1 pseudogene is annotated in these 513 nt (G+C 61.2%); it reads right to left on the bottom strand.

The annotated features are described in order from the left end of the window. Nucleotides 1-174 precede the first annotated feature (174 nt). Nucleotides 175-513: pseudogene (locus AA105894_RS13790) on the bottom strand (hypothetical protein); the annotation flags it as partial.

The following is a 513-nucleotide window of genomic DNA, read 5'->3' as shown; positions in this document are numbered from 1 at the left end:
CTCGTCGGGCGCAAGAAGCTCCGAAAAATCGACGCTGTAATCAGCGCCGCCGTTTAGGTTGCTGTCAGGCCATGCAAGCAGAGGTTGCAAGGCCATGCCACGCAGTTGTGCGCTCGCACACCCGCCAGGGCGCACGATCCGCGCTGATGGGCGCCATGTCATGGGGTTGATCCGTTAGTTTGCGGGGGCAGAGGGCAGGGCGGTGCTGGTCGTGTCCGAGCCGTCCGCGATCGCACGAAGCGCCTTGAGATAGGTTATCCACGCGTCAGGCGTTGCGTCGCCAAAGACCGTGTAATTCCGCATAACGAGGGTCTGCTGCGCGGATAGCTCATCCTGCGCCTTGGACTGCAGGGTCTGGACCGGAGCGTAACTGGTATCGGCTTTGACCGAAGCGGGAGCGATCACGTTTCCTGAGCCGTCCTTGATCACAGGATTGCCGGTTGCATCGGCTGACAGCGTAGCGCCGTTGTTGATCGCGGTCATGATGGATGCGTATGTGTCGGCCTGCACCAA

Origin of the sequence: Asaia spathodeae NBRC 105894 (genome assembly GCF_025994195.1) — a bacterium.
GTDB classification, from domain to species: Bacteria; Pseudomonadota; Alphaproteobacteria; order Acetobacterales; family Acetobacteraceae; genus Asaia; species Asaia siamensis.
The sequence above is the reverse complement of the archived record's forward strand: the minus strand, read 5'-3'. Positions and strand labels throughout refer to the sequence as shown.